We start from the raw sequence: 23321 nt of genomic DNA, 5'->3' as shown, positions 1-23321 counted from the left end.
CGGGCTTTCGCATTGTGTAGGTCAGGTTTAGAAAATTGACTCTGGCGTACCAGATCCTTGCGAGCCGCTAGCTTCTTCCAGTTCACGACTAATGCGGCGTTGCTGCTGGAAGCTTGGTAGGTGGTCGCGGTGGAATAGCTCAGAAATACCTCCTGACTGTCCATCCGCCAAGCGGCGGCCAGTGGTGGGATCAACCCGTAGGCTTACAATAGTATCTGGACGTTCGGGTAACGCAGAAGGGGTGCCTTCTAACGCATCGCCCATAAAATCAACCCAGATAGGCAGAGCTGCGTTAGCGCCATATTCAGCGATGGTATCGTTGCTGTCTTTGCCGACCCACACAGTGGTCACCAAGTCGCTGTTAAAGCCTGCGAACCACGCATCACGCTGGTTATTGGTGGTACCTGTTTTGCCGACGATATCGTCTCGGTTCAGGCTTAGAGCGCCACGGCCTGTGCCAGAAGTGATAACGTCGCGAAGCATGTCGCGTAGAATATAGACAGCAGCAGGATCAGCTACTCGAGGAGCAACTGGGTACTCTTTACCATCGATTTCAACCGTTTCCTGTCCTTCCGTACAGCTAGGGCAAGCAACCTGAGGCGTAGCCTCATCCACAAGCTCCTCATCATCGTTGCGCGTGACGCGTTCGATAAACCATGGCGCGACCTGGAAGCCACCGTTGGCAATAACGGAGTAAGCGTTGGTCATTTCCATGGGCGTTAAACTGGCGCTGCCTAAGGCGAGTGATAGTCCGCGTGGTAGGCGGTTGGGTGAGAAACCAAACCCTTCTAAATAGCGAATGGTATGGTCTAGCCCCATGGTTTGAAGCACACGAATGGTGACCAAGTTGCGCGAACGAGCAAGCGCTGGGCGCAAGCGCATCGGGCCTTGGAAGTCGCGGCTTGAATTGACAGGGCGCCATAAAGAATTACTGCCGTCATCTAGTACGACGGGGGCATCATTTACCACGCTTGCTGCATTCATATCGCCGTCTTCTAGAGCGGCAAGATAGATGAATGGTTTAAAGATTGAGCCTGATTGGCGCTGAGCCTGAACGGCGCGGTTGAATTTGCTGGCGTTAAAATCAAACCCGCCTTGCAGGGCCAAAATAGCGCCAGTGCGTGGGTTCTGTGCAACCAAAGAACCTTCGGCGTCGGGGCGCTGTGATAGGCGCAGTGAACCGTCTTCGTTTTCAATCACGCGGACTAAGTCGCCGCGAACAGCAATTTGGCTAGCTGAACTGGGTTCTGCGCCTCGGCTGCGTGGGCTTAAATAGGGGCGTGCCCAGCTCAGGCCACTCCAGGCAATTGTTTGCAGTTCGCCACCGCGGGTAAGTACCTGCATTTCACGGCCATTGCTTTCAGCCACAATCGCTGGCTGCAGCAGGCCATAGTTGGGCGTGCGTTCTAATACCTGTAACCAGTTACTGACGTCGCCGTCTACACCTTCAATTTTCGTTTGGCTGCGCTCAGCTGCCTGGCGGGCGGTTTGACGAATTTCCGGTGATTCTGAAAGCTCTTCTTCAAGCCCTTGGGTAGCGGTTTGCTCTTGAGCTTCTACTAAGCTGGCTGCGATATCTTGCTGCTCTGAACCGCGCCAGCCATGGCGTAGGTCGTAAGCTAATAGGCCATTTGCCAATGCTTGGTGAGCATGGGGCTGCATTTCGCTATCAATCGTGGTGTAAATTCGGTAGCCACCGGTATAGGCGCTATCTCCAAATCGCTCTATGGCATATTGGCGCGCCATTTCTGAAACATAAGCCGCATCTACTTCGGTTTGAGTGTAGTGTCGGCGAGCTGTTACAGGCTCCTGCACGGCCGTTAGATAAGCATCATTATCAATATGCCCAAGCTCACGCATGCGGAATAGAATCCAGTTGCGGCGAATAAGCGAGCGCTCTGAATTAGCAAGCGGGTTAAAGGCTGAGGGCGCTTTAGGAAGTCCCGCGATCATCGCCGTCTGAGCTAGCGTTAATTCAGCCAACGGCTTGTCGTAGTAAGTCTCTGACGCGGCAGCGATGCCATAGGCGCGATTGCCGAGGAATATCTTGTTGACGTAGAGCTCGAAAATTTCCTCTTTATCAAGAATCTGCTCCATTTGCAGGGCAAGCAGGATCTCGCGAATTTTCCGAGTGAATGTCTGGTCGAACGTCAGCATATAGTTACGCGCAACCTGCATGGTTATGGTCGAACCGCCTGACTGAATAGCACCGCCGCTTTGAGCCAGTTCCACCGCCGCCCTAGCGATGCCACGAGGGTCAACGCCCGCGTGCTCAAAGTAACTGGCATCTTCCGCTGCGATCAGTGCGTTGATCATGTTCTGTGGGATATCAGCAAAATCGACGGGCATACGGCGTTCTTCACCAAATTCACCAATGAGTTTGCCGTCATTGGTGAAGATGCGAAGTGGTGTATGTAGCTCGAAATCTTGCAACTGGCGAACATCAGGCAGGCCAGGGGAGAAATAGATAGCAGCACCCACCACTGCCAGCACGGTGGCGCCAATGAGCGCAACGATTAGCGAAAATAGTGACAGGATGAGGGTTCGAAAAAACGTCATGAACAGAGTACACCCGTGGAAAGGATAATAGACACGGTATCTAAACGACCGTATCACGCAATTGGCTGCCATTATAGGAAGGCGAGGCAGCGGTCACCAGTGTTGATATGCCTTAATGCCATTCGCGTGTGACTTCACTAAAAATCATGTAACCTCGAAACTCGCACGATAGGCAGGCGGAGCCGAACCCAAAATGCGTTTACTCAAACCCGGTAAAGGGTTGATTGGAGTCGATATTACATCGGCGACCGTCAAGCTGTTAGAGCTCAAACAGTATAACGATAACTATCAAGTAGAAAGCTATGCTGTTCGGCCGCTGCGAGAAGGTGCGGTTGTTGAAAGGCGCATCCGCGACATTAATGATGTGGCAAATGTGCTCCGGCGTGCTGTTGAGCATGCAAAGCCTTCTACGCGTAAAGCAGCAGTGGCCGTTCCAGCAAGTGCCGCCATTACCAAAACGCTTACTTTTCCTGCTTCGTTAAGCGAAGAGGAAATTGAAGAGCGAATAACCGCCGAATCAGACCGCCATATTCCCTTTCCGTTCAGTGAGGTGGCATTCGATTTTCAGTGCCTGGGTCCTGCTCCTTTCGATGAGGATCAGCAAGAAGTTATTTTAGTGGCGTGTCGTCAGCAAGATGTGACTCAGCTTACCGAAACGCTAGAGCGTGCGGGGCTTGAGCCTGCCGCTGTCGATGTAGAAACATTCGCGATGGAGCGTGCGTTGGCCGAACTACGTCGGCAGTTAAACGTGGAAAATGATCCAACTGCTTGTGTGGGGTTAGTTGATATCGGGGCCAACATGAACGCCTTCCATGTCGTGCGTGGTGGGCACATTGTCTATAGCCGCGATACGGTGTTTGGTGGGCGTCAGCTAACAGATACGATCCGCGAGTATTACCACATGAGTATAGAAGAGGCTGGATTTGCTAAAAAGCGTGGAGGTCTTCCTAGCGACTACCAGGAAAAGGTGCTCACGCCTTTTCTAGAAACGGTGGTACAGCAGGTGGGGCGCTCGCTGCAGCTTTACTACACAGCTGGTCGTCAGCATGAGGTTCAGCATATTGTGCTAGCGGGTGGTTCTAGTGTTATCCCAGGCCTAGCAGAACGTATTGCCGAAGATAGTGGTATGTCGGTAACCATTGCCAACCCGTTTCAACGTATGCGCATTAACAAACGGCTTAATAAAGAAGCGCTAAGCAACGATGCCCCTGCGATGCTAACGGCCGGAGGGTTGGCGATGCGAGTTAGCCAATGAGTATTAATATCAATCTTTTGCCTTGGCGCGAGGCGCGGCGAGAGAGGCGAACTCGGCAATTTTACGGGGTCATGTTGTTTGTGTTGCTGTCGGGCGTAGCGTGTGGCTTTGCGGTGTTGCACGTATATCAACAGCAGTTAGCTGCCCAGCAACAGCGCAATGCCCATATCTCATCTCAGTTAGAGCAGCTAGACGATGAAATCGCCGATGTACGACGTTATCAGGGCGATACGGAACGGTTGGGAGAGCAGTTAGCGCTGTTCCACACGCTTAATAATGAGCGCATGAGTACAGTGAGGCTATTTAACGATATTGCCGCTAGCGTAGCTGATGGTGTCGTCTATCAGCGCCTGTCGCGTAGTGGACAGCGTGTGAGTCTTTCAGCGGTCGCCAGTAATGAGCGTCAGATTTCTGAGCAGCTACGCCAAATTGCAGATATGCCAGGGCTGGGGGTACCGCTGTTTTCTGAGGTTGCTAGCGGCCAGGATGACAGTCGGCGTGTTTTTCAGTTTGAAGTCATGCAATTGTCTCCCGATGAGGCCGTTTCCATGGAGGCATCACCATGACGCCTACTCGTGAACGCTTTAGAAATGATTGGCAGCGCCTGCGCAACGTTGACTGGCAATCGCTGGATATTAAAGAAGCGGGTGAGTGGCCCTGGCTACTTAAAGCCGTTATAGGGTTACTCATTTTTTTGATTGCTCTTTTAGGTATCAACTGGTGGCTAGTGGGGGAGGCGCGCGACTCGCTTGCGACAGAACAGCGCCAAGAAGAGCGTCTGCTAGTCGAGTATCGACGCAAGTCGTCTGAAGCTGCCTTTCTGCCGGATATTCGCAGTCAGTTGACCATTCTTGAAGATCAGATGGTGCAGATGCAGGCGATGCTGCCTACCAGTGCAGAAATTCCCTCTTTATTAGATAGCATCAGTGACGCCGCTATCGAGAACCGGCTAACCATTGAAACTATTCGTTTGCGACCTACGGTTAGTAACACGCACTATATTGAGCACCCTTTAGATATACAGGTGCGCGGTGATTACCATGCATTGGCGCAATTTGTTTCGGATATCAGCGATTTGGCGCGAATTATTACTCAGCATGATTTAACTCTAGTGCCTGTTGATCAACGTGGTGACACGTTACGGATGTCGCTGCTTGCACGCACGTACAGCTACAAGGCAGCATCACAAGAGGGAGCCAGTACGCCATGAAGCGCTTGATAAGCCTGTTGTGTATTGCTGGCTTAGCTGGCTGCAGCGACCCTCAGCTAGGGCAGTTAGATCAAACCCTTGCGGAGATACGCCGTGCTCCTGGTGGAAAAGCGCCTGAAATAGTGGAGAAGTTGCCCGAGTATCAGTCGCTTGATTATCGCTTTAGCGATGCGCGTAGCCCTTTTCTAGCGCCGGAAGGTGTGCGCGAAAACGTATTACAAGTGGAGCAGGCAACGAGCGAGCTTGCCCCAGATCAGCAGCGTACCCAAGAACCTTTAGAACGTTTCCAACTCCAGACGCTGCGCTTAGTTGGTACGCTGCGCATGGGTGGTCAGCAAGTCGCATTGATTGCGCCTCCCGAGGGTGAAGTTGTTAGTGTTCGGGAAGGTAATTATTTAGGCACCAATCATGGTCTTATTAACCAGATTAGGTCACGAGAAATCATTATTGTTGAACGCGTTTTCAGCCCTCAGCAAGGGTGGCAAGAGCGTCAGGCAACGCTCACCCTTGAGGAGTAGCCTTTTTACTTGTTATCGGATATCACCCTATGGTCGTCACACTTCGCCGAATTTTGCTGTTGTTGATAGCCTTGGTGCCGTCGCTCAGCATGGCATCAGTGCTCACCGATTTAGATGTGCGCCAAACCAATAGCGGTGACGTAGAGCTAGTGCTGCAATTTAGTGGCGGCGTTGCCCAGCTAAGAGGTTATCGATTAGACGCACCTCCTCGTCTAGCGCTTGATTTAGCCGATACACAAAGTGCGATTGCCCAACGCCGTATTGCCGTTAGCCGAGGTGGTGTTGAGCAGGTGACGGTGTTAGAGGGCAGTGGGCGTACGCGTCTCGTGGTTGATTTGAAAGAATCTCTTGATTACACCTCTCGAGTGGTCGGCGACCAGCTAAGAATCACACTAACATCAGGTGGCTCTGCGTCTAGGCCAGTGCTCCGGGCTACCCAGCAGACTGCCCAAGCTATCCAGGGGCCGCGTGTTGAAAATATTGACTTCCGGCGTGGAGAAGATGGTGCAGGGCGTGTATTGGTGACGTTTGATCGTGTGGGCGTGGTCGCTAACGTGCGTGAAGGTAGCGAAGGAAGGGTAATCGTCGAGCTGCGTGATGTAGCGCTGCCGGATGCGCTTAACCAGGTTTACGATGTCACCGATTTTGCGACGCCGGTTACCCGCATTACCCCTCGTCTTGGACAGCGTGATGTGCGGCTGGAGCTGCAAACGAACGGCCCCTTCGCGATGATTTCATCACAAAGCGGGCGTACGTTGACGATTGAAGCACAACCAGTGAGCCAAGCTTCACAGCAGGAGCGAGAACAGCAGGAGGAGTCTTTTACCGGAGAGCGGTTAAGTCTTAATTTTCAAGATATTGAAGTGCGTGCAGTGCTTGCCACGTTGGCAGAATTTACCGGCCTGAATCTAGTAGCCAGTGATAGCGTTTCTGGACGCATTACGCTTAACTTAAACGATGTTCCCTGGGATCAAGCACTAGCGTTGATCTTGCAAAGCCAAGGGCTGGCAAGCCGAGAACAGGGTAATGTGATCGTCGTGGCGCCTGCCAGCGAGCTAGCAGATCTCGAACGCCAAGAGATAGAGACACGCAACCAGCGCCAAACGCTGGCACCGTTAGTCACTGAGTTTATCGAAGTAAAATACGCGCGCGCCGAAGACCTTGCTCAACTGTTGCGTGGTGGCGACGGCTTTGGCCTGTTAACCGACCGTGGGCGCGTTAGTATTGATCAGCGTACTAACACGTTACTGGTGCAAGATACCGCAGAGCAGGTGCGCGATATTATCCGCACTTTAGACCGCTTGGATGTCGCCGTACGTCAGGTGCAAATTGAGGCAAGAATTGTCATTGCTCGAGATACTGCATCACGAGAGCTGGGGATTAACTGGGGAGTGTCGAGTACTCGAGGCTTTCAGCAGAACGACGATGGCGTTTTTGAAAGGCGCAACGTGAACCCTAACAGCATCAATCGAACCCAGGCGGGTCTGGCCGTTGATCTGGGTTCGACGGCAGCTTCCAATACAGGCTTTAGCTTTGGCTACCTTTCGGGTGATATTTTACTGGATTTAGAACTGCGGGCGCTGGAAAGTGAGGGCAAAAGCCAGACGATTTCACAGCCCCGAGTGATCACTGCCAACCAACGCACGGCTATTATTCGTCAAGGTGAAGAGCGTGCTTTTCAAAGTGTAGATGCACAGGGGAACCCAGATACAGAGTTCAAGGAAGCCGAGCTTTCCTTGGAAGTAACGCCACAAATTACCCCGGATAACCGCATCATTATGGATTTGGTGATTAAAAACGATAGCTTCCGGGAAAGTGAGTTTGGTGGTGAACCGCCGATTGATACCAACCAAATAGAGACCCAAGTGCTGGTCGATAATGGTCAAACGGTAGTGTTAGGCGGTATTTTGACAACAGAACAGTTGAGCCAAATAGCGAAAACACCGCTCCTAGGAGATATTCCTTGGCTTGGGCGGCTGTTTCGCTATACCGAAGAGAGCAATGAAAAGGTAGAGTTATTGGTCTTTATTACTCCACGACTACTTGATGATGGTTTGGCGGTTCGCTGATGCAAGAGTTACCCAATATTTTTTTAATTGGCCCCATGGGGGCTGGCAAGAGCACGATAGGCCGCTTACTCGCGGCTGAATTATCGCGCTCGTTCTTTGACAGCGATCACGCCATACAAGACCGCTGCGGTGCGGATATCCCCTGGATTTTTGACGTTGAAGGTGAGCCCGGCTTTCGTCAACGCGAAAGTCAGATGATTGACGAACTCACTCAGTTGCCCAGCGTGGTAGTGGCCACCGGCGGTGGCGCCGTGCTACGTGAAGAAAATCGACGTGCTCTGCGTGAACGAGGAACGGTCGTTTATTTGCTGACCACTGTTGATCAGCAACTGAAGCGAACCGCCAAAGATCGGAATCGACCGCTATTACAGTGTGATAATCGCGAACAAGTGCTGAACGACATGTTTGCCACGCGAGATCCGCTGTATCGAGCGACGTCCGATATTACGGTGCGAACGGATCGGCGCAGTCCACGTGCGGTGGTCAACGAAATACTGCGTCGCGTTCATCGCATGGTGGACCCTTTGGAAATTGCGCGGGCTCAAAGTAAAAAGGTATCACAATGACTGAAATGACAAGTGCCCAGCGCACGCTAACCGTCGCATTGGGTGAGCGTAGCTACCCCATACATATTGGCGTTGGGCTTCTGAAGCGTGCCAATGTGCTGGAGCCTTATATCGCTGGTCAGCAGGTGATGGTAGTGACTAATGAGACCATCGCTCCGCTTTATTTAGAAACGCTTTGCGCCAGTCTGCCAAGTCATTTAGAGGTTCGCACGGTAGTGTTACCTGACGGAGAGCAGTACAAAACCATCGAGCAGGTAAGCCAGATTTGGGATGCGCTGTTAGAGGCGGGTTTCAATCGTCGCTGTACGCTGATTGCCTTAGGTGGCGGTGTGATTGGCGATATGGTCGGCTATGCAGCGGCAGCTTATCAGCGCGGCGTTGCCTTTATTCAGGTGCCTACCACACTACTTTCCCAGGTTGACTCTTCGGTGGGTGGAAAAACCGGCGTTAATCACCCTTTGGGTAAGAATATGATCGGCGCGTTTTGGCAGCCGAAAGCCGTCATCGTGGATATCGACACCTTGACCACGCTGCCCAGCCGCGAGCTTTCTGCAGGCTTGGCAGAAGTGATCAAGTACGGATTAATCCGCGATGAGCGTTTCCTAAGCTGGTTAGAAGAGAATATGCAGTCGCTGCGTAGTGTTGAGCCTGTGGTTATCGCTGAGGCGATTGCTCAAAGCTGCCAGATTAAAGCCGACATTGTGGCGGAAGACGAAACTGAGCAGGGTGTTCGCGCGTTGCTGAACCTGGGCCATACGTTTGGTCACGCTATTGAAGCGCATCAAGGTTACGGCAACTGGCTGCACGGTGAGGCCGTGGGTGCAGGCATGGCGATGGCCGCGTCGCTCTCTCATCAGCTTGGCTGGATCGATAGCAATGCACTGGTACGTGCCAAGGCAGTTATTGAAAGTGCCGGATTACCGCTAGCAGCGCCTGCCGGAATGTCAGTAGATGACTTTTTAGCCCGCATGAAGTTGGATAAGAAAAATATCGATACCAGGCTACGCTTGGTGCTGCTCAATGCCCTAGGCGACGCCTGCGTGAGTGATGCTACGCCGCCTGATATGCTGCGTGAGTTACTTCATCACTATCCGCGCGGCTAATTGCCGAGGCGTATTGGCCATTGATAAACAAGTCTGCACGGAAAGCCCACCATCGCGTGGGTTTTTTGTTGTCTGGCCGTTAAGTGATGATCGATTTGTATGTAATCCGTATGCCTTATGCGCTATCGGCATGGGTTTTTTGGGCTTACCAAGACTAAAGTCTAATCGTGAGTTGTTGTCGTTGAAATATCGTTTTAATGCTTTGCAAGTGATTGAAGTTAATATGTTTTTTTATTAACTGCGAATGCAAATGCAAGATTTGACAAGGTTTTTTAAGGATTGGCGGGTTCTGGATGATTGCGCTACACGCAGGCAAATCGCTATGCTGAGCGACCTTTTCTTGAAGCGGTGAATGCGGGAAATACCCTATTTTGAGTGGGTAGCAAGACATCAAAAAAAAGAAAAACCCGCAACGATAACATGAAAACACTGCTAAATAAATACGCTGACTAGAGGCACGCCCATGAATAAAGGTCTTCACCAGCCTGGCGAGTTTCGCGATAACTGTGGCTTTGGCCTTATTGCCCATATGGAAGGGCAGGCCAGCCACGACTTGCTGAAAACGGCTATTGAATCACTTACCTGCATGACCCATCGCGGCGGTATTGCGGCAGACGGCAAAACCGGTGACGGTTGCGGCTTGCTGCTGAAAATGCCGGTGCAATTCATGCGCGCCGCCGCGAAGCAGGCGCTTGATGCGGAGCTTGGCGAGCGCTTTGCTGTAGGCGTCATCTTTTTGCCAGATGACGATGCACGTGCCGCTCATGCTAAAGAAACCCTTGAGCGCGAACTAAGCAGCCGAGGCTTAGAGGTATTGGGTTGGCGCGAAGTACCCACCGACTCAAGCGTATGTGGCCCAATGGCGCTGGACTGTCTACCGCGAATTGAGCAGCTGTTTGTCCAGCCAGGTAGTAGTGGAACAGTTAGTAGTGGAAATTTAAGCAGTGATCGCTTCGATGTCGACCTGTTTATGGCGCGCCGCTATGCAGAGCAAGCGCTACGCAGCGACGAAGACTTTTATGTTGCTTCGCTCTCATCAGAAGTCGTTTCCTATAAAGGCCTAGTCATGCCGGAAGACTTGCCGGCGTTCTACAAAGACCTGAATGACCCGAGCCTGGAAACCGCCATTTGCGTGTTCCACCAACGTTTCTCTACTAACACTGCACCGCGCTGGCCGCTGGCCCAGCCATTCCGCCTGCTAGCTCATAATGGCGAAATCAATACGATTGAAGCCAACCGCGGCTGGGCGAACTCTCGTAAAGCCAACTTTGTTAACGAGCGTCTGCCTGATATTGCTGAGCTTGACGAAATCGTCAATACCACCGGTTCTGACTCCTCAAGCATGGATAACATGCTGGAAGTGCTGCTGACCGGTGGTATGGAGCTGCATCGTGCTGTCCGCATGATGGTGCCGCCTGCCTGGCAGAACGTTGAGACCATGGACGCCGAGCTGCGCGCGTTCTACGAATACAACTCCATGCACATGGAGCCTTGGGATGGCCCGGCTGGAGTGGTAATGACCGACGGTCGCCAAGCCGTTTGTATGCTAGATCGCAACGGCCTTCGCCCAGCGCGCTGGGTGATTACCAAAAATGGCTACATTACGCTAGCATCTGAGATTGGCACTTATGGTTACCGTCCTGAGGACGTAGTTGCTAAAGGTCGCGTTGGTCCAGGTCAAATGCTGGCAGTAGACACGCAGACCGGTGAAGTGCTGCACACCCAGGATATCGATAACCGTCTGAAGTCAGCTTACCCCTACAAGCGCTGGCTCAAGCAAGAGGCTAATTACCTAGAGTCGGCGCTGACTGAGCTTGCGCGTTTCCAGACAATGGACACTGACGCACTGAATGTTCAGCAGAAAATGTTCCAGGTGAGTTTTGAAGAGCGTGATCAGGTGCTGCGTCCGCTGGCAGAAAGTGGCCAGGAAGCGGTTGGCTCGATGGGTGATGATACTCCCATGGCCGTGCTGTCTAGCCGTCCGCGTCTGCTGACCGACTTCTTCCGCCAAAAGTTTGCCCAGGTGACCAATCCCCCGATCGACCCTCTTCGTGAAGCGATCGTGATGTCGCTTGAGACTTGCTGTGGCGCTGAGCTAAATGTCTTTAAGGCGACGCCTGAACATGCCCACCGTTTGATTCTGACAACTCCGGTGCTGTCGCCACGTAAGTTCACTGCGCTGGTCAGTCAGGATGATCCTGCCTTTGCTAGTCACACGCTGTCACTCGGGTACGACCCGGAGCACACCAGTCTGCAGCGGGCAGTCACCTTACTTTGCCAAGAAGCCGAAGCGCAGGTAAAAGCGGGCAAGGTGATTTTGGTGTTGACCGACGCTGACCTTCCCAAAGGGCAGTTGCCTATCCAGGCTGCTTTGGCGGTAGGGGCCGTTCACTCCCACCTTGGCCATTTGGCGCTACGTCCTAACGCCAATATTGTGGTGGAAACTGGCTACGCAAGGGATGCCCACCAAATGGCGGTACTGTTTGGCGTCGGCGCGACGGCTGTGTATCCATGGCTTGCTTACCAAGTGATGGCAGACATGCATCGCACCGGTGAGCTAACAGGCAACCCTGCCGATGCCCGAGAGAACTACCGTAAAGGCCTACAGAAAGGGTTGTTCAAAATTCTTTCGAAGATGGGTATCTCAACGTTGGCTTCATACCGCGGCTCTATGTTGTTTGAAGCGGTGGGGCTATCGGATGAGATCATGGATACCTGCTTTGTGGGCATGGCATCGCGTATTCAGGGCGCCGGTTTTGCAGAGCTACAAATGCAGCAAGAGCTACTGGCGAAGGATGCCTGGATTGCCCGCAAAGGTATTTCTCAAGGCGGTATGCTGAAGTATGTTCATGGCTACGAATATCACGCCTACAACCCAGATGTAGTGAAGTCCCTGCAGGCGGCGGTACAAGAAGGCAGCTACGCAAAGTGGAAAAAGTTTGCTCAGCTGGTCAACGAGCGCCCGGTTGCCACTATTCGCGACCTACTTAAGCTTAAACCAGCTGAAACGCCCATTCCGTTAGAGGATGTTGAGCCGGTTGAAGCGCTGATCCCGCGCTTTGATAGCGCCGGTATGTCGCTGGGTGCACTTTCGCCGGAGGCCCATGAAGCGTTGGCCCAGGCGATGAATGAAGCGGGTGGCCGCTCTAACTCGGGCGAGGGCGGTGAAGATCCCGCTCGCTATGGCACCATTCGTAGTTCAAAAATTAAGCAGATCGCTTCTGGCCGCTTCGGCGTTACCCCGGCCTATTTGGTCAATGCCGACGTGTTGCAGATCAAGGTTGCTCAGGGTGCGAAGCCTGGTGAAGGTGGTCAGCTCCCTGGTGGCAAGGTTAACCAGCTGATTGCTCGGCTGCGTTACTCGGTGCCCGGTGTAACGCTGATTTCGCCGCCTCCACACCACGATATCTACTCGATTGAAGATTTGGCGCAGCTGATTTTCGACCTCAAGCAAGTCAATCCAGATGCCCAGGTTTCCGTGAAGTTGGTCTCTGAGCCAGGTATTGGCACTATTGCTACCGGTGTGGCGAAAGCCTATGCGGATCTGATCACCGTTTCTGGTTACGACGGTGGCACCGCGGCCAGCCCATTGACCTCTATCAAGCACGCGGGCTCGCCTTGGGAGCTTGGGCTGCCTGAGGTCCATCAGGCACTGCGCATTAACGGCCTGCGAGACAAGATTCGTCTGCAAACAGACGGTGGTCTTAAAACGGGGCTCGACGTGGTTAAAGCGGCAATCCTCGGGGCTGAGAGCTTTGGTTTTGGCACCGCACCCATGGTGGCGCTGGGCTGTAAGTATCTGCGTATTTGTCACTTGAACAACTGCGCAACTGGCGTGGCAACGCAGGATGACTTCCTGCGTGGCGAGCACTTCCGCGGCACTGTCGATATGGTGAAAAACTACTTCCGCTTTATTGCTGAAGAAGTTCGTGAACTGATGGCTATGCTGGGGGTGCGCCAGTTAACCGACTTGATTGGCCGTACTGACCTACTTGAAGTGTTGGAAGGCAATACTGCCGCCCAGCGTAAGTTGGATTTAACCCCACTGCTGTCGAATGACTTCGTGCCCGCTGATGCGCCCCAGTTCTGCAATGTGAGCCGTAATGTGCCCCACGACCCAGGTGCTAAAAACCAGGAAGTGCTGGCCGCGTTGAAAGAGGCCATTGAAAACCAGTCTGGGGGTGAGTTTGATTTCACCATTACCAACTGTGACCGCAGCGTAGGTGCGTTAACCTCTGGTGCCATTGCCAAGCGCTACGGCGAAGATGGCTTAGAAGCAGCGCCGGTCACTGCCCGCTTTGTCGGGGTAGCGGGACAAAGTTTCGGTGTTTGGAATGCCCGTGGCTTAAACCTCTATCTCGAAGGCGATGCCAACGACTACGTGGGCAAAGGCATGAACGGCGGTAGCATTGTGATTGTGCCACCTAAGGTTAGCCAGTTTGAAAGTCACAAAACCGCCATTATCGGTAACACCTGTCTGTACGGTGCGACAGGCGGCACGCTGTTTGCCGCAGGTACCGCGGGTGAGCGCTTTGCAGTGCGTAACTCCGGGGCTACTGCTGTTATTGAAGGCGCAGGTGACCACTGTTGTGAATACATGACCGGGGGCTTGGTCTGCGTATTGGGTGAAACCGGCGTTAACTTTGGCGCGGGCATGACCGGTGGTTTTGCCTATGTATTGGATGAAGACCGTACCTTTGTGGACAAGTACAACCACGAGCTGGTCGAGATCCACCGGGTCAATACTGAAGCGATGGAAGCATATCGTCGTCACCTGCGTGAAATGATCGAAGCCTATGTTGCGGCAACAGGCTCTGCTCGAGGCGCGGCGATTCTGGAAGACTTCGGCGACTACGCGCGCCACTTCTGGCTAGTGAAGCCAAAAGCGGCAAGCTTGGGCAGTTTGCTGAATCAATCTCGGCGTCAGCCGGAATAACCCGCCAGAGCCTACGCTTCGAGGAGAGATATCATGGCTAACCGCTTAAATAACGATTTCCAGTTTGTTGATGTGGGTCGTAAAGACCCACAGAAAAAAGCCGCACACACACGGTCAAAAGAGTTCGCTGAAATTTACGAGCCCTTTAAGCCCACCGATGCGGCGAGTCAGGCGCACCGTTGCCTGCACTGCGGCAATCCGTACTGCGAGTGGAAGTGCTATATTCCCAACTGGCTTCAACTGGTGGTGGAAGGCAATATTATTGAAGCAGCCGAGCTTTCACACAAAACCAATTCTCTGCCGGAAGTGTGTGGCCGCGTATGCCCGCAAGATCGTTTGTGTGAAGGCGACTGTACGCTGAACGACGGCTTTGGCGCGGTTACCATTGGGTCGGTAGAGAAGTACATTACCGACACTGCGTTTGCGATGGGCTGGCGTCCAGATATGTCTAAGGTGGAGTGGACCGATAAGAAGGTCGCCATCGTGGGCGCTGGGCCGGCGGGTCTGGGGTGCGCTGATATCCTGGCACGCAACGGCGTCAAGCCGGTGGTGTTCGATAAATACCCTGAGATTGGCGGTTTGCTAACCTTCGGTATTCCAGAATTTAAACTGGAAAAGAACGTGATGGAGCGTCGGCGCGCCGTCTTTGAAGAGATGGGCGTCGAGTTTCGTCTGAATACCGAAATTGGTACCGACATCGAATTCGACACGCTGCTGCAGGAATACGATGCTGTTTTCCTAGGCATGGGCACCTATAAGTACATGGAAGGCGGCTTCCCCGGCGAAGATTTGCCTGGCGTTTATAAGGCGCTCGATTTCTTAATCGCCAACGTTAATCGTCGCTTAGGCTTTGAAAAAGATCCTAACGACTTTATCTCGATGGAAGGTAAGCGTGTGGTGGTGCTTGGTGGTGGTGATACGGCAATGGACTGTAACCGCACCTCGATCCGTCAGCGCGCCGACAGCGTGATCTGCGCTTATCGTCGTGATGAAGAGAATATGCCGGGCTCCCGTCGTGAAGTCGCCAATGCGAGGGAAGAGGGCGTTGAGTTTCTGTTCAACCGCCAGCCGGTTGCAGTGGTGGGTGAGGAACAGGTCGAAGGAGTGAAGGTTGTGCGCACCCGTTTGGGTGAGCCCGATGAAAATGGCCGTCGACGTCCTGAAGTGGTGCCTGGGTCTGAAGAGATTATTGCCGCCGACGCAGTCGTAGTAGCGTTTGGTTTCCAGGCAAGCCCTGCGCCGTGGTTCGATAGCGCCAATATCCAGGTCGATGAGCGTGATCGCGTAAAAGCGCCAGAGCATGGCCAATACGCCTACCAAACCAGCAATGCGAAAATTTTTGCCGGTGGCGATATGGTGCGTGGCTCTGACTTAGTAGTTACCGCGATTTACGAAGGCCGCCAAGCTGCTGAGGGGATTTTGGATTACCTAGGCGTTTAGTTTTGATAGTGAGGGGCGTCTTCGCCCCTCTGCCACCTGCAGTTCAAATTGAGCCTTTAGGCGTACTCTGCTATTCTGTCATCCCATCCTGGTGTGGCTTTCTGTTACGCCTTTTGATCACGTTTCGACAGGTTTTCCATGACACGATATATCTTCGTGACCGGCGGCGTTGTGTCCTCTCTTGGCAAGGGCATCGCGTCGGCCTCGCTGGCGGCGATTCTAGAGGCCCGCGGCCTTAAGGTCACCATGCTCAAGCTCGACCCCTACATCAACGTGGACCCGGGCACCATGAGTCCTTTCCAGCACGGCGAGGTGTTCGTCACCGAAGATGGCGCCGAGACGGACTTGGACTTAGGGCACTATGAGCGCTTTATTCGCACCAAAATGACCCAAGGGAACAATTTCACGACGGGGCGCGTGTACGAGAATGTACTGCGCAAAGAACGCCGAGGTGATTACCTGGGCGGTACCGTTCAGGTAATCCCTCATATTACCGATGAAATCAAACAGCGCGTCTATGCGGGCGGTGAAGGCTTTGATGTGGCGCTGGTGGAAATCGGCGGCACGGTAGGCGATATCGAATCGCTGCCGTTCCTGGAGTCGATTCGCCAGATCCGCAGCGAGCTGGGCGCTAGCCGAGCGATTTACATGCACCTCACGCTGGTGCCGTATATCAAGACGGCAGGCGAGACTAAGACCAAGCCGACTCAGCACAGCGTCAAAGAGCTACGCTCGATTGGTATCCAGCCGGATATTTTGATTTGCCGTAGCGAAGTAGAGCTTGAAGAGAGCGAGCGCCGCAAAATCGCCCTGTTCACTAACGTGGAAGAGCGTGCCGTCGTACCGTTACAGGATGCCGATACTATTTATCGCATCCCGTTGATGCTTCATGAGCACGGCCTGGACGACATCGTTTGCGATAAGCTGCGCTTGGAAGCAGAGCCTGCCGATCTTTCGGAGTGGGTCAAGGTGCTGGATTCCAAGTTGAATCCGCTGAAGTCGGTGAGCATTGCCATGGTGGGTAAGTACATGGAACTGCTGGATGCCTACAAGTCGCTCAACGAAGCGCTTATTCACGCAGGCATTCAAGGTCGTATTAAGGTGAATGTCGACTATATCGACTCCGAAGATATCGAGCACCATGGCACCGAGCGGTTAGCTGGCAAAGATGCCATCTTAGTACCTGGCGGCTTCGGCGAGCGCGGCGTGGAAGGCAAAATTCTTACTGCTCAGTTTGCTCGTGAGAACAACATTCCCTACTTGGGTATTTGCTTGGGCATGCAGGTGGCGGTTATCGAGTTTGCCCGCAACGTAGCTGGCTGGAAAGACGCTAACTCTACCGAATTTACTCATGATACCCAGCACCCCGTGGTGGGCTTGATTACCGAGTGGATTAACGCTGAAGGAAAGATCGAGCTGCGCGACGCCGCGTCTGATTTAGGTGGCACCATGCGTCTAGGCGGTCAGGTCTGTCACTTGAAATCCGGTAGCAAAGCTCGCGAAGCCTACGGTGCTGATGAGATTGTCGAGCGTCACCGCCACCGCTTTGAAGTCAATAACCAGTTTATTGATGAGCTAGAGCAGGCAGGTTTGGTTGTCTCAGGCAAGAGTGTCGATCAATCCTTGGTAGAAGTAGTCGAGCTGGCTGACCACCCTTGGTACGTGGCGTGTCAATTCCACCCGGAGTTTACGTCGACACCGCGTGACGGGCATCCGCTGTTCTCCGGATTTGTTAATGCCGCTTTAGAGCATAAAACGGCACGTACGCGCGCCCATACAACGACTCAGGAATAAGGGAGAGCGAATACCATGTCTTCGGCTTCTCAATCACCATTTCCAGAGCGTCATATTAACGTTGCCGGCCTAACCGCCGGCAATTCTTTGCCGCTAATGTTATTTGGCGGCATGAATGTGCTGGAGTCGGCGGAGCTTGCTGATGAAGTGGCACAGGCCTACGTTAATGTAACGCAAAAGCTCGGGATGCCTTATGTGTTTAAGGCAAGCTTTGATAAAGCAAACCGTAGCTCGATCCACTCCTATCGCGGGCCTGGGCTAGAAAAAGGCTTGCAGATTCTAGCGGATATTAAAGCGCGCTATGGCGTGCCTATCATTACCGACGTTCACGAGCCCTGGCAGGCAGAACCTGTAGCTGAAGTCGCCGATATTATTCAGCTACCAGCGTTTCTTGCCCGTCAGACCGACCTAGTGGTAGCGATGGCTAACACCGGCGCTGCGATTAATATCAAAAAACCGCAGTTTCTGGCGCCTCACGAAATGCGTCATATCCTCACCAAGTTTCAGGAGGCGGGTAACGACCGCCTGATGCTATGTGAGCGTGGCACCAGCTTCGGCTATAACAACCTTGTGGTGGATATGCTGGGTGTTGGCGATATGAAACAGACCGGTTATCCGGTGTTTTTCGACGTCACCCATGCTTTACAACGCCCAGGAGGCCGCGCGGACAGCGCCGATGGTCGTCGTGCCCAAGTGGCAGAGCTGGCTCGTGCGGGCGTCGCCGTTGGTTTAGCGGGGGTTTTCCTAGAAGCTCACCCCGATCCAGATAACGCTAAGTGTGATGGCCCCTGCGCACTGCCACTGGATCAATTAGAGCCATTTTTGACTCAGCTTTCGCAGTTAGACGCCTTGGTGAAGGGGTTTGAGCCTTTATCCATCCGTTAACCACGACGGCAAACATGGTATACATTGGACCCACAATCATCCATTAGACTGACAACCAAAAAGGACACTGTTATGACCAAAATTGTTGAAATCAGCGCACTAGAGGTGCTTGATTCCCGCGGTAATCCGACTGTTCAGGCCATGGTTCGCTTGGAAAGTGGCGCCGTAGGTGAAGCATGTGCGCCAAGCGGTGCTTCTACAGGCTCCCGCGAAGCGCTCGAGCTGCGCGATGGCGACAAGACACGCTACCTTGGCAAAGGCGTTTTAAAAGCCGTTGAGGCCGTGAATGGCAAAATCAGTGGTGCGTTGTTGGGAATGGATGCGCGTGATCAGCGTGGGCTGGACGACGCAATGCTGGCCCTGGATGGCACTGAAAATAAAGCTAATCTGGGCGCGAACGCCATTCTAGCGGTGTCGCTGGCTGCCGCTAAAGCTGCTGCCAACGCTAAAGGTGTGCCGCTGTATGCGCACATTGCCGAGCTTTATGGCCAGCCGGGCCAGTACAGCATGCCGGTGCCGATGATGAACATTCTTAACGGTGGCGAGCACGCTGATAATAACGTTGATATACAGGAATTCATGGTACAGCCAGTGGGTGCGGCTAATTTCCGTGAAGGCTTGCGCATGGGGGCGGAAATTTTTCATGCGCTAAAAAAAGTGCTGTCTGCTAAAGGTCTTTCTACATCCGTAGGTGATGAAGGTGGTTTTGCCCCTAACTTGGCATCTAACGCAGATGCTTTGGCGATCATTAAGCAGGCCGTTGCTGATGCCGGTTACGCATTGGGTAAAGACGTTACCTTGGCGCTTGATTGTGCTTCTTCTGAGTTCTACAAAGATGGCCAGTACAACCTGTCCGGTGAAGGCAAAAGCTACGATGCCGAAGGCTTTGCCGATTATCTGGCTGGCCTTTGTGCGGACTATCCGATCGTATCCATCGAAGATGGTATGGATGAATCTGATTGGGCGGGCTGGAAAGCACTGACTGACAAGCTGGGTGACAAAGTACAGCTGGTTGGCGATGATTTGTTTGTTACCAATACCAAGATTCTTAAACGTGGTATCGACGAGCAAATCGGTAATTCAATCCTGATCAAGTTCAACCAGATTGGTTCGCTGTCTGAAACGCTGGATGCGATCAAAATGGCCCAGGATGCAGGCTTCACGGCGGTGATTTCTCACCGTAGTGGCGAAACTGAAGATACTACTATTGCCGATTTGGCAGTGGGTACCTGTGCAGGCCAAATTAAGACAGGCTCCTTGTGCCGTTCCGACCGCGTAGCGAAATACAACCGTCTGCTTGTCATTGAAGCGGAATTGGGCGATGTGACTTACCCTGGCTTGAAAGCCATTAAAGGGCAGTAAGCGAAAAATGGGCGTCGGTGTGTAAGAGATATCTTAAAATTTTGTAAGAGATATCTTACAAATGCCGACGCTAACCGCTCAAATGGTTTTTTTGCTTAAGATTATGTTTTTGATTTTGTTGGATTTTTAGATGACAGGCGAGCCGCTGCGGCTCGCCTGTTGCCGTTTTGGCCTGCTTGAGTTGTGATGGCTTTCTGCCACAATGCAATCAGGACAGGGGAGGCAAGGATGCTTCAGGCAGGATGCAGCGGGATGCAGGCCAGATACGCCGGGTGACACAGTGATGTGAGCCCTGGCAAGGATCGTATCTGAGGAGTTTGACACATGGAGCGGTCAGAGGAAGTGCTTGGAGCGGGCGGCCTACGGGCCGCCTTTTTTTGTGCGCCCGATCCGTGGCGCACAAAAAAACCAGCGCGAACGCTGGTCTGAAAAGGCGTGGCTTATTGGATTAGCGTTCTAGCTTTTCCAGCTTGCCTGTTTTGCCGTCCCACTCTTCTGCATCGGGCAGCGGATCTTTTTTCTCGGCAATATTCGGCCATACGTCGGCTAATTCAGCGTTGATTTCTATAAACTGTTCTTGGCCATCCGGCAGCTCATCTTCAGAGAAGATCGCTTCTGCAGGGCACTCCGGTTCACACAGGGCGCAGTCAATACACTCGTCTGGGTGAATGACCAGGAAGTTGGGCCCTTCGTAGAAGCAGTCGACCGGACAGACTTCCACACAGTCGGTGTATTTGCACTGGATGCAGTTCTCGGTAACGACAAACGTCATCTTGCTATCCCTCTTGCGGGACCGGGTGCTTCCCGGTCGTGGTCAATAGTGAATGGTTATAAATCAGTCGTTTTTTATAAGCTAAAATAGTATGGGCGACATTCTAGTGGTGCCCTTACGTGGCGGCAAGCGCTCGGTCCATCTCATTACAGCAGTTCCCGCCATTGATACAGCAGTGCCAGTGCTTCGCGGGGTGTTAAATCGTCTACATCGGCCTTGCCTAGTGCTTCCACTACGGGGTGCGGTGCACTGGCAAACAAGTCGTTTTGTTGCGGTGCTGCGGAAATTCCGCTTGGGCGCTGCAGTTCATCCACGTCGCGCTGCTCCAGCGCCATCAGTTTTTCACGGGCTCTGCGTATCACATGGCTGGGAACACCTGCCAACTGGGCTACTTGTAAGCCATAGCTCTGGCTAGCAGGGCCAGACTCGATGCGGTGCATAAACACGATGCTGTCGCCGTGCTCGGTTGCTGTCAGGTGAATGTTTGCAACGCCCTCGGCCTGCTCCGGTAGCGCGGTCATTTCAAAATAGTGAGTGGCAAACAGAGTGAGTGCTTTGGCTTCGGCTAGGTATTCAGCACTTGCCCAGGCTAGCGAAAGGCCGTCAAAAGTACTGGTGCCACGGCCAATTTCGTCCATTAATACCAAGCTATGCTCGGTAGCGTTGTGCAAAATATTAGCGGTTTCGGTCATCTCGACCATAAACGTAGAGCGACCACCCGCTAGGTCATCTGACGAGCCAATACGAGTAAAAATACGATCTACAGGACCTATTTCAGCGCTGTCGGCAGGTACGAAGCTACCGCTATGAGCCAGCAGCGCGATGAGCGCGGTCTGGCGCATATAGGTCGATTTACCACCCATATTGGGACCGGTGATAATCAACATGTGCTGATCAGGTGTTAGCGTGACATCGTTGGGTACAAACGGTGTGTCGCTAACGTGTTCGACGACGGGGTGTCGTCCAGCAGAGATTCTAAGGCCGGTGGCATCGCTAAGCTGGGGCCTTACCCAATTGAGTGCTTCTGCGCGCTCGGCAAAGGCGCAGAGTACATCAAGTTCCGCCAACGCCCGCGATGTGTTTTGCAGCGCGTGAAGCGCCGCGTTGAGTTCGCCCATCAGGCGCTCGTAGAGCCACTTTTCACGAGTGAGGGCTCTGGACTTGGCCGAGAGTGCTTTGTCTTCGAACTCTTTTAGCTCTGGAATGATAAAGCGTTCAGCATTTTTTAGCGTTTGTCGGCGGATATAGTCCGCGGGCGCTTGCTGAGCTTGAGAGCGAGGTAATTCAATAAAGTAGCCATGAACCCGGTTATAACCGACTTTCAAATTGGCGAGACCAGTGCGTTCGCGCTCGCGAAGCTCCAACTGCACTAGATAATCACCGGCATTTTCAGCCATGCCGCGGTGTTCATCTAGCTCGGTGTCAAAACCGTTTGCAATCACGCCACCATCGCGAATCACCACCGGCGGGTTCTCAACTAGCGCGCGGGTTAAGGTATCTGCTATCTCTGGGTAGGGGCGAATGTGAGGTTTAAGTCCGTCTAGGGCGCTACCGTTATCAATTTCGCTTAGCAGTTGCTCAAGTGCCGGTAGTGTTACCAAGGCGTCGCGCAGGCGTGCCAAGTCTCTGGGGCGGGCGCTATATAGCGCGACGCGGGCCAAAATACGCTCGACGTCGCCTACATCACTCAATGTATCGCGTAGCGGGAGGTAGGCCGCTTCAATAGAGAGCAGCGCCACGCCAGCGTGACGATCTTCTACGACGTCACGCTGGCGCAGCGGGCGGTTAAGCCAGCGCTTTAATAATCGCGAACCCATAGCGGTGGTGCAGGTGTCTAGCACACTGGCCAGCGTGTTATCGCTGCTACCGCCCAAATTAATATCAATTTCCAGATTGCGCCGACTGGCCGCGTCAATCACCACGGCATCGTCGCGGTTTTCGACGCTAATGGCCGTTACGTGGGGCAGGCGTGAGCGCTGGGTGTCTCGGGCGTAATCGATCAGCACCCCCGCAGCGATAAGTGCGGTGGTTAAGTGTGCGCACCCAAAGCCGCGTAAATCCTGGACTTCAAACTGATCGCACAAGCTACGAGTGGCGCTATCTAAGTCAAACAGCCACTCTCCTTGGCGCCGCAGACTGCGCTTTTGCGACCATGCATCGGGCAGGGTCAAACTTTCGGGTACTAACAGTTCGGCAGGCGACAGGCGGGTTAGCTCTGCCTGCATCTCGGCTTCACTTTCTACTTCCAAGACATTGAAGCGCCCACTGGAAAGCTCCAGCCACGCAAGGCCCCAGCCGTCTTTGCTAGGCGCCACGGCGACCAATACGTTATCGCGGCGTGCATCCAGAAGGGCTTCATCGTGAAGCGTGCCAGGGGTGACAATGCGCACTACTTGACGGTCAACAGGACCTTTACTGGTAGCGGGGTCGCCTATCTGTTCACAAATGGCGACCGATTCACCAGCGCTTACCAGTCGGGCTAAATAGCCTTCAGCGCTATGGTAGGGCACGCCTGCCATAGGAATGGGTTTACCACCTGACTGGCCGCGCTGGGTAAGGGTGATATCCAGCAGCATTGCAGCGCGCTTGGCATCATCGAAAAATAGCTCGTAAAAATCCCCCATCCGGTAAAACAGAAGTACCTCAGGGTGATCGCGTTTGATCTTAAGATATTGCGCCATCATTGGCGTGTGAGCGGGGCTGGCCTGTGACATGGGCGTCCTGGTTGAGCGTTGCGCAAGCAGTCTCAGCTTGCGGCATGTTCTTGGGCAGTTGCTTTAAGCGATTTCTATGAGCAATTTCTTTGGGCAATTTCTTTGAGAAAGCTAAACGCTGTATTCTACGCTGAACTA

Annotated in this window: 15 protein-coding genes; 12 read left to right on the top strand and 3 right to left on the bottom strand. The window is 53.2% G+C overall.

All coding sequences use genetic code 11. From position 1 onward, the window contains the following. Positions 1–27: 27 nt before the first annotated feature. Positions 28–2559 carry a penicillin-binding protein 1A gene (locus L1X57_RS02145; RefSeq protein WP_009722175.1) on the bottom strand — a complete coding sequence of 844 codons (2532 nt, stop codon included), beginning with the start codon at positions 2557–2559 and terminating at the stop codon, positions 28–30. Positions 2560–2752: 193 nt separating this feature from the next. Here L1X57_RS02145 and pilM point away from each other — a divergent pair, with 193 nt between their 5' ends. The 12 genes from pilM to eno all read left to right on the top strand — a co-directional run bounded on the left by pilM (position 2753) and on the right by eno (position 19697). Continuing rightward, entirely contained in the window at positions 2753–3814 is a 1062-nt protein-coding gene (gene pilM / locus L1X57_RS02140) for a type IV pilus assembly protein PilM (protein WP_009722176.1), read from the top strand. Then, complete coding sequence (locus L1X57_RS02135; protein WP_009722177.1) at positions 3811–4380, top strand: PilN domain-containing protein; 570 nt, start codon at positions 3811–3813, stop codon at positions 4378–4380. The genes pilM and L1X57_RS02135 overlap by 4 nt, the downstream gene beginning before the upstream one ends. After that, positions 4377–5024 carry a type 4a pilus biogenesis protein PilO gene (locus L1X57_RS02130; protein WP_009722178.1) on the top strand — a complete coding sequence of 216 codons (648 nt, stop codon included), beginning with the start codon at positions 4377–4379 and terminating at the stop codon, positions 5022–5024. Before L1X57_RS02135 ends, L1X57_RS02130 begins: the two co-directional genes overlap by 4 nt. After that, positions 5021–5542 (top strand): pilus assembly protein PilP, encoded by a 522-nt coding sequence (locus tag L1X57_RS02125; protein WP_009722179.1) that lies wholly within the window; start codon positions 5021–5023, stop codon positions 5540–5542. The genes L1X57_RS02130 and L1X57_RS02125 overlap by 4 nt, the downstream gene beginning before the upstream one ends. Positions 5543–5571: 29 nt before the next feature. Next, the gene (pilQ, locus tag L1X57_RS02120; protein ID WP_009722180.1) at positions 5572–7611 is read left to right on the top strand and encodes a type IV pilus secretin family protein; all 2040 of its coding nucleotides are present in this window, start codon (positions 5572–5574) and stop codon (positions 7609–7611) included. After that, positions 7611–8177, top strand: coding sequence for a shikimate kinase AroK (gene aroK, locus L1X57_RS02115; RefSeq protein ID WP_009722181.1), 567 nt, complete (start codon positions 7611–7613; stop codon positions 8175–8177). Before pilQ ends, aroK begins: the two co-directional genes overlap by 1 nt. After that, the gene (aroB, locus tag L1X57_RS02110) at positions 8174–9280 is read left to right on the top strand and encodes a 3-dehydroquinate synthase (RefSeq protein ID WP_009722182.1); all 1107 of its coding nucleotides are present in this window, start codon (positions 8174–8176) and stop codon (positions 9278–9280) included. The genes aroK and aroB overlap by 4 nt, the downstream gene beginning before the upstream one ends. Positions 9281–9743: 463 nt before the next feature. Beyond that, a complete protein-coding gene (gltB, locus tag L1X57_RS02105) occupies positions 9744–14216 on the top strand; it encodes a glutamate synthase large subunit (protein WP_009722184.1) in 4473 nt (1490 codons plus the stop codon). Between the two features lie 33 nt (positions 14217–14249). Continuing rightward, positions 14250–15656, top strand: a complete 1407-nt coding sequence (locus L1X57_RS02100) for an FAD-dependent oxidoreductase (protein WP_234667886.1) — start codon at positions 14250–14252, stop codon at positions 15654–15656. 138 nt (positions 15657–15794) lie between these two features. Then, on the top strand, positions 15795–17450 hold the full coding sequence (locus tag L1X57_RS02095) for a CTP synthase (RefSeq protein ID WP_009722186.1): 1656 nt from the start codon (positions 15795–15797) through the stop codon (positions 17448–17450). 15 nt (positions 17451–17465) lie between these two features. Continuing rightward, entirely contained in the window at positions 17466–18335 is an 870-nt protein-coding gene (gene kdsA, locus L1X57_RS02090; RefSeq protein ID WP_009722187.1) for a 3-deoxy-8-phosphooctulonate synthase, read from the top strand. A gap of 72 nt (positions 18336–18407) precedes the next feature. Further along, positions 18408–19697, top strand: a complete 1290-nt coding sequence (gene eno, locus L1X57_RS02085) for a phosphopyruvate hydratase (protein WP_009722188.1) — start codon at positions 18408–18410, stop codon at positions 19695–19697. A gap of 448 nt (positions 19698–20145) precedes the next feature. Here the strand turns inward: eno and fdxA are convergent, their stop codons facing one another. Both fdxA and mutS read right to left on the bottom strand, forming a co-directional pair. After that, a complete protein-coding gene (gene fdxA / locus L1X57_RS02080) occupies positions 20146–20469 on the bottom strand; it encodes a ferredoxin FdxA (protein ID WP_009722190.1) in 324 nt (107 codons plus the stop codon). Positions 20470–20615: 146 nt separating this feature from the next. After that, a complete protein-coding gene (gene mutS, locus L1X57_RS02075; RefSeq protein WP_009722191.1) occupies positions 20616–23183 on the bottom strand; it encodes a DNA mismatch repair protein MutS in 2568 nt (855 codons plus the stop codon). Positions 23184–23321: the final 138 nt, after the last annotated feature.

The sequence above is a fragment of the Halomonas sp. TD01 genome, assembly GCF_923868895.1.
Taxonomy (GTDB): Bacteria; Pseudomonadota; Gammaproteobacteria; order Pseudomonadales; family Halomonadaceae; genus Vreelandella.
The sequence above is the reverse complement of the archived record's forward strand: the minus strand, read 5'-3'. Positions and strand labels throughout refer to the sequence as shown.